6 protein-coding genes are annotated in these 5,254 nt (G+C 65.0%); 5 read left to right on the top strand and 1 reads right to left on the bottom strand.

Going from position 1 to position 5,254, the window contains the following annotated elements:
* The 5 genes from LPZ50_RS21370 to LPZ50_RS21350 all read left to right on the top strand — a co-directional run.
* A partial coding sequence (locus LPZ50_RS21370) for a gamma-glutamyltransferase (protein ID WP_230664745.1) occupies positions 1–997 on the top strand: 997 nt, incomplete at its 5' end.
* On the top strand, positions 994–1,923 hold the full coding sequence (locus tag LPZ50_RS21365; protein WP_230664743.1) for a LysR family transcriptional regulator: 930 nt from the start codon (positions 994–996) through the stop codon (positions 1,921–1,923). The genes LPZ50_RS21370 and LPZ50_RS21365, both read left to right, overlap by 4 nt.
* 160 nt (positions 1,924–2,083) lie before the next feature.
* On the top strand, positions 2,084–2,449 hold the full coding sequence (locus LPZ50_RS21360) for a hypothetical protein (protein WP_230664741.1): 366 nt from the start codon (positions 2,084–2,086) through the stop codon (positions 2,447–2,449).
* A complete protein-coding gene (locus tag LPZ50_RS21355) occupies positions 2,446–3,816 on the top strand; it encodes an acyclic terpene utilization AtuA family protein (protein ID WP_230664739.1) in 1,371 nt (456 codons plus the stop codon). Before LPZ50_RS21360 ends, LPZ50_RS21355 begins: the two co-directional genes overlap by 4 nt.
* Before the next feature lie 64 nt (positions 3,817–3,880).
* Positions 3,881–4,900 carry a Bug family tripartite tricarboxylate transporter substrate binding protein gene (locus LPZ50_RS21350; protein WP_230664737.1) on the top strand — a complete coding sequence of 340 codons (1,020 nt, stop codon included), beginning with the start codon at positions 3,881–3,883 and terminating at the stop codon, positions 4,898–4,900.
* Between the two features lie 25 nt (positions 4,901–4,925).
* Here the strand turns inward: LPZ50_RS21350 and LPZ50_RS21345 are convergent.
* On the bottom strand, positions 4,926–5,254 hold a 329-nt coding region (locus LPZ50_RS21345; RefSeq protein WP_268903533.1), incomplete at its 5' end, for an acyl-CoA dehydrogenase family protein.

Here is a 5,254-nt window from a genome sequence, read left to right as displayed (position 1 = left end):
GTGGCCCAAGGCCAGCGGCTGGGCCGCGGCGGCCGGCCTGCGCATCGCCCTTCCCCGGGCGGCGGACACGCTGGCCTACCTGGCCGAACAAGGGCCGCGGGCCTTCTACGATGGCGATATCGGCGCGGCGCTGGCGCGCGACGTGCGGGACAAGGGGGGCTGCCTCAGCCACCAGGACCTGCGCGATTACCGCGCCGCGCTGCAGGATCCGTTGGCCATCGACTACCGTGGCGGCCGGCTCTACGCCACCCCGGAAATGACGGCCGGCCCCAGCCTGGCCCGCTGCCTGCAACGCCTGGAAAAGGCGCTGGACCCGGGCCAGGCGCCCGGCGCCGATGCCTTCGCCGCCTACGCCCAGGTGCTGCGCGACGAATACTGCTGGCGCCTGTCCAATATGGGCGATAACGAAGATCCGCGCGCGCCGGCCTGCACCACCCATTTCAGCGTGGTGGACCGCCACGGCAACCAGTGCGCCGTCACGCAGACCCTGCTGTCGGCATTTGGCTCGCACGTGGTATCGCCGTCGACCGGCATGCTGCTGAATAACGGCATCATGTGGTTCGACCCGGAACCGGGCAAGGCCAATTCGCTGGCGCCGGCGCGCCGCTGCCTGATGAACATCTGTCCGGTCATCGGCGAGACCGGCGGGCGGCGCTTCGCGCTGGGCGCCTCGGGCGGACGCAAGATATTGCCCGCCGTCATGCAATTGACGTCATTCCTGATGGACTACGGCATGTCGCTGGAAGACGCCTTCCACCACGCCCGCCTGGACGCCAGTACCGAGGTGCTGACGCTGGATCCCAGGCTGCCCCGCGAGGCCTACGATGCCGTGGCCGCGGCGCACCCCCACGCGGCCGCCCCGCGCACCCTGTACGCGTATGCCTACGCCTGCCCGTCCGGCGTGCTGCGGCACGACGGCCGCAACGAAGGCTGCACCGAGATCATGTCGCCGTGGGGCGATGTGGCGATCGAGCAGCGGGCCGTGGAAACGCCGTGAGCGGCGGCGGGCAACCCAATATCTCGCTGCTGCAGCTCAGGGCATTTCTGGCTGTCAGCCGCTACGGCAGCTTCACGCGCGCCGCCGAGGTATTGCACCGCACGCAACCGGCTGTCACGCAGCAGATCCGGTCGCTGGAAGAATCGCTGGGCCTGAAATTGTTCGACCGCACGACGCGGCAACTGCGGCTGACGGACATCGGCGTGGATCTGGTTCCCGTGCTGACCGCGATGCTTCAGCAACTGGACGATATCGTCGACGCCACGCAAGACCTGCGCCACAAGCGCACCGGGACAGTCCGGCTGGGCTGCTTGCCATCCGTCGCATCCCTGTACCTGCCCAGCCGCATCGCGGAATTCCGCCGGCACCACCCAGGCGTATCGTTCCTGTTGAGCGACGGCCTGGGGGACCAGGTGGTGGCGATGGTCAACCGGGGAGACATCGACTTCGGCATCACCGACGTCCCCCGTCCGACGCCCGACCTGGCCATTCATCCACTGCTGCGCGAGACGATTTGCCTGCTGTACCTGGAAGGCCACCCGGTACAGCACGCCGAAACCGTGGATATCGACGAACTTTCCAGGCATGACTTGATCATGATGGCGCCAGGCAGCACGGTGCGCCGCATCGTCGATACGGCCTTCGCCGCCCAGGGCAGGATTGCAATGGCCAGTTGCCAGGCGTCGTACAACACGACGGCAATCGGCATGGTGCAGGCGGGCTTGGGGATCGCCTTGTTGCCGGCAAGCGGCTTCGACCTGGCGCTGGACCCGCGGTTGCGCTCGCGCGCCGTGGACATCCAGGGAATGGACCGGCAATTGGGCATTGTTCGGCTCAAGGGCAAGGTGCTTCCGCCGTCGACGCAGGCGTTCATGGCAATGCTGGAAGCCGAAAAAACACTGGGCTCGTTGCGGGACGCAATCTGACGCACATGGATAACGGTACGCCGGGCGGCCCTATTAATAAGAAAGACTAATTTTTCTTTAAGAATAAATGATTTAACTAATATATATGCCCTCGGTAGCATGGCTGTTCCAGGTCTTGAGACGGGATTATCTTCCTGTCGCTTCTTTCCGAGGACGATCCATGAAGACCATTCCCCTGCGCGAGCTGGCGCATTCCAGGTCGGGGGAGAAAGGCAACGACTCGAACGTTTCGGTCATTGCCTACGACCCCGCGCTCTTTCCGTTGTTATGCCGGCATGTCACCGTCAGTGCTGTCAGGAGCCTCTACGGGCCCATTACCCGGGGCTCGATCACCCGCTACGAACTGCCAGCCATCGCCGCGCTGAACTTTGTGCTGGAAAATGTTCTGGACGGCGGGCGTTCCCGCACCCTGGCTTTCGAAGAATCGGGCAAGGCCCTGGCGTCCCTGATGATGACGCTTCCGATCACGGTGCCGGACGATACCCCGGAGCGATCCGCCACGTTGCGCGCGCAGGAGGCGCAATGAAGACTATTCGCCTGGGATGCGGCGCGGCATGGGCGCGCGACCGCCACGACCATGCGCCCGACCTGGTGGAACGCGGCCAGCTGGATTACCTGTGCTTCGACTCGATGTCGGAAGTCACCATGAGCGCGGCGCAAGTCGCAAGAATGGAAGACGCCGGCCAAGTTCCCTACGACCCTTACCTGGTCGACCGCATGCGCCCAATACTGCGGGACTGCAAGCGCCGCGGCATCCGTATCGTGACCAACCAGGGCTGGCTCGACCCAGTGGCGGCGGCGCGGCGCCTGATTCAACTGGGCAAGGAACTCGGCATCGAGGACTTGCGGGTCGCCGCGGTATCGGGCGGACTGCTGCACCAATCCATTGCGGACCTGGATGTGAACTTCACCGAAACCGGGGAACCCGTCGCCCGCGCGCGCGACCGTATTCTGTCGGCAGAAGTGTATTTGGGAGCAGAAGGGATCGTACAGGCGCTGGCCGACGGCGCCGACATCGTCATCACCACCCGCGTGGCCGATGCCTGCGTCTACCTTGGGCCGCTGGCCCACGAATTCGGCTGGTCATTCGACGATCACCAGGCGATGGCACGGGGCATGATCATCGGCCACCTGATGGAGTGCGGCACACAGGTGAGCGGCGGCTATTTCGCCGACCCTGGCTATAAAGAAGTGCCCGACCTCGCGAATGTCGGCGCGCCCATCGCCGAAGTCACCGACACCACGGCATTCATCACCAAGCTGCCCGGCACGGGCGGCGTGGTGTCTGAGGCCACTTGCAAAGAACAGTTGATCTACGAAGTGCAGGATCCGTCGGCCTATCTGTGCCCGGACTGCATTGCCGACCTGACCCGCGTGTCGTTCCGGCAGGCCGGGCCCGACCGCGTCGAAGTACTGATAGACCAGGCGGGGCGCCCCCGCACCGGCACGCTGAAAGCACTGATCGGCCTGGATGAAGGCTACATGACCGAGGAAATGGTGCTTTTCGCGGGACCGGGCGCCCTTTCCCGCGCGGAACTGACCAAGAGCATCCTGCATGAGCGATTCCGCAAGATCCGGCTGAGTGCCACGGAAATACGCATGGATTACGTGGGGTTGAATGCCGTACACCGCGAGTCCACCCCTGCCGGGGCGGCTCCCCCGTATGAGGTGGTGCTGCGCATTGCCGTGCGCACGCAAACCCGCGCTGAAGCGGACAAGCTGCGCAGAGAGGTAGATCCGTTGGCCGTCAACGGAACGTACGGAACCGGCAAATGGGCCACCACCTCGCCAGGCACCCGGGTGCGTCCGGTAGTGGGACTGAGCTCGGCATTGATCCCCCGGCATCAAGTGCCCTTCCAGGTGACTATTCACACAACGGCCGAAGGGCAGTAACGGGCCTCACATGCCCGCGCATTACCAGAACTGGGACACATAACCCATTCCAGAGGAGACATCGATGAAGCGAACCGCGAGCCCCGCCCAGCCAAGCCTGAGCCGCCGGCTGAGAAAAACCCTGCTTGCGGGCATGATCCCGCTGGCTGCCCTCGCTACGGCCAATGCTGTGTGGGCCGCCGGGGACTGGCCGACCAAACCCATGCGCCTGATTCTTCCCGCCGCGCCTGGCGGGTCGTCAGATCCCACGGCCCGCCTGTTGGCCGAAGAGATGTCGAAGCTCCTCGGCCAACCGATCGCGGTACTCAACCGGCCCGGGGCCGGCGGCAATGTGGGGATGGCCGAAGCGGCCCGCGCCGAACCCGACGGCTACACCATTGTCCTGAGTTGGACGGGCCCGCTGGCCACCAACATGGCGCTATACAAAGACCTGTCCTTCGACTCGCAGAAAGACTTCGCCCCCATCGCGAAGGTTGGCTGCGTACCCAACATTGTCGCGGTGAACAAAGACTTGCCCGTGAACAGTCTGGCGGAATACATCAAGCTGGCCAAATCGCGGCCGCAGGGGCTGACCTACGGATCCACGGGCACCGGCAGTTCATGGCATATCGCGGGCGCCATGATCCAGCAGGATACCGGCGCAAGACTGGTACACGTTCCTTATACCTCGCCCGGCGTCGCCACCACGGACTTGATGTCCGGCCAACTGGAATCCATGATGCCGCTGGTCATCATGATGGTGCCGTACGTCAATGACGGACGCGCCAAGGGCCTGGCGGTCATGTCGAAAACCCGGTCCCCGGTGCTTCCGCAGGTTCCCAGCACTGCCGAGCTCGGCATGCCGGAACTGGTCAGCGACACCTGCTTTGCGCTGCTGGCCCCCGCGGGAGTACCCGGCCCCATCATCGACCGCTTGAACAGCGTGGCCAACGCAGTACTGGCCGACGCAAAAGTCAAGGCGCGCCTGGAAGCCAGCGGAATAACGGTAGAAGGAGGGTCGGTGGAGCATTTGCGCGACTACATCAAGACCGAGACCGCGCGCCAGGCGGATATCGTCAAGGCAATCAACGCCAAGGCCGGTTGACGATATTGTCCGCAGTGCCAGTGCTTCACCGCGCCGGCACAGCCTGCCCGGCGCCGCCGGCTTCCCACAGGCGCTCCAGCAGCACCTCGCGGCGCCGGCCGCCGTCCAGCATGGCGGCGATGTGGCGTACCCGTTTCAGGTACAGGTGCATATCGCATTCCCACGCGATGCCCAACGCGCCATGAACCTGGATCGCGTTCTGCGCCACGCGCGGCGCGCTTTCCAGGGCCAGCAGTTCAGCCACTGCGCAGGCGCGGGCCGCGGCGTCGGCGTCGCCTTCGTCCAGGCAACGCGCCGCGTCCTTGCCGGCCAGTGCCGCATCGTCCAGCGCCATCCAGTCATCGGCAAGCTTGT

Source organism: Bordetella petrii, from assembly GCF_020991325.1.
Lineage (GTDB): Bacteria > Pseudomonadota > Gammaproteobacteria > Burkholderiales > Burkholderiaceae_B > Bordetella_A > Bordetella_A petrii_E.
Note: the sequence above shows the minus strand (reverse complement) of the source record. Positions and strands in the feature narration are given on the sequence as shown.

What these genes read in the sequence shown, in the direction of transcription:
- LPZ50_RS21360 (WP_230664741.1), top strand. Translation starts at nt 2,084, where the DNA reads ATGAAGACCATTCCCCTGCGCGAGCTGGCGCATTCCAGGTCGGGGGAG.
- LPZ50_RS21355 (WP_230664739.1), top strand. Translation starts at nt 2,446, where the DNA reads ATGAAGACTATTCGCCTGGGATGCGGCGCGGCATGGGCGCGCGACCGC.
- LPZ50_RS21350 (WP_230664737.1), top strand. Translation starts at nt 3,881, where the DNA reads ATGAAGCGAACCGCGAGCCCCGCCCAGCCAAGCCTGAGCCGCCGGCTG.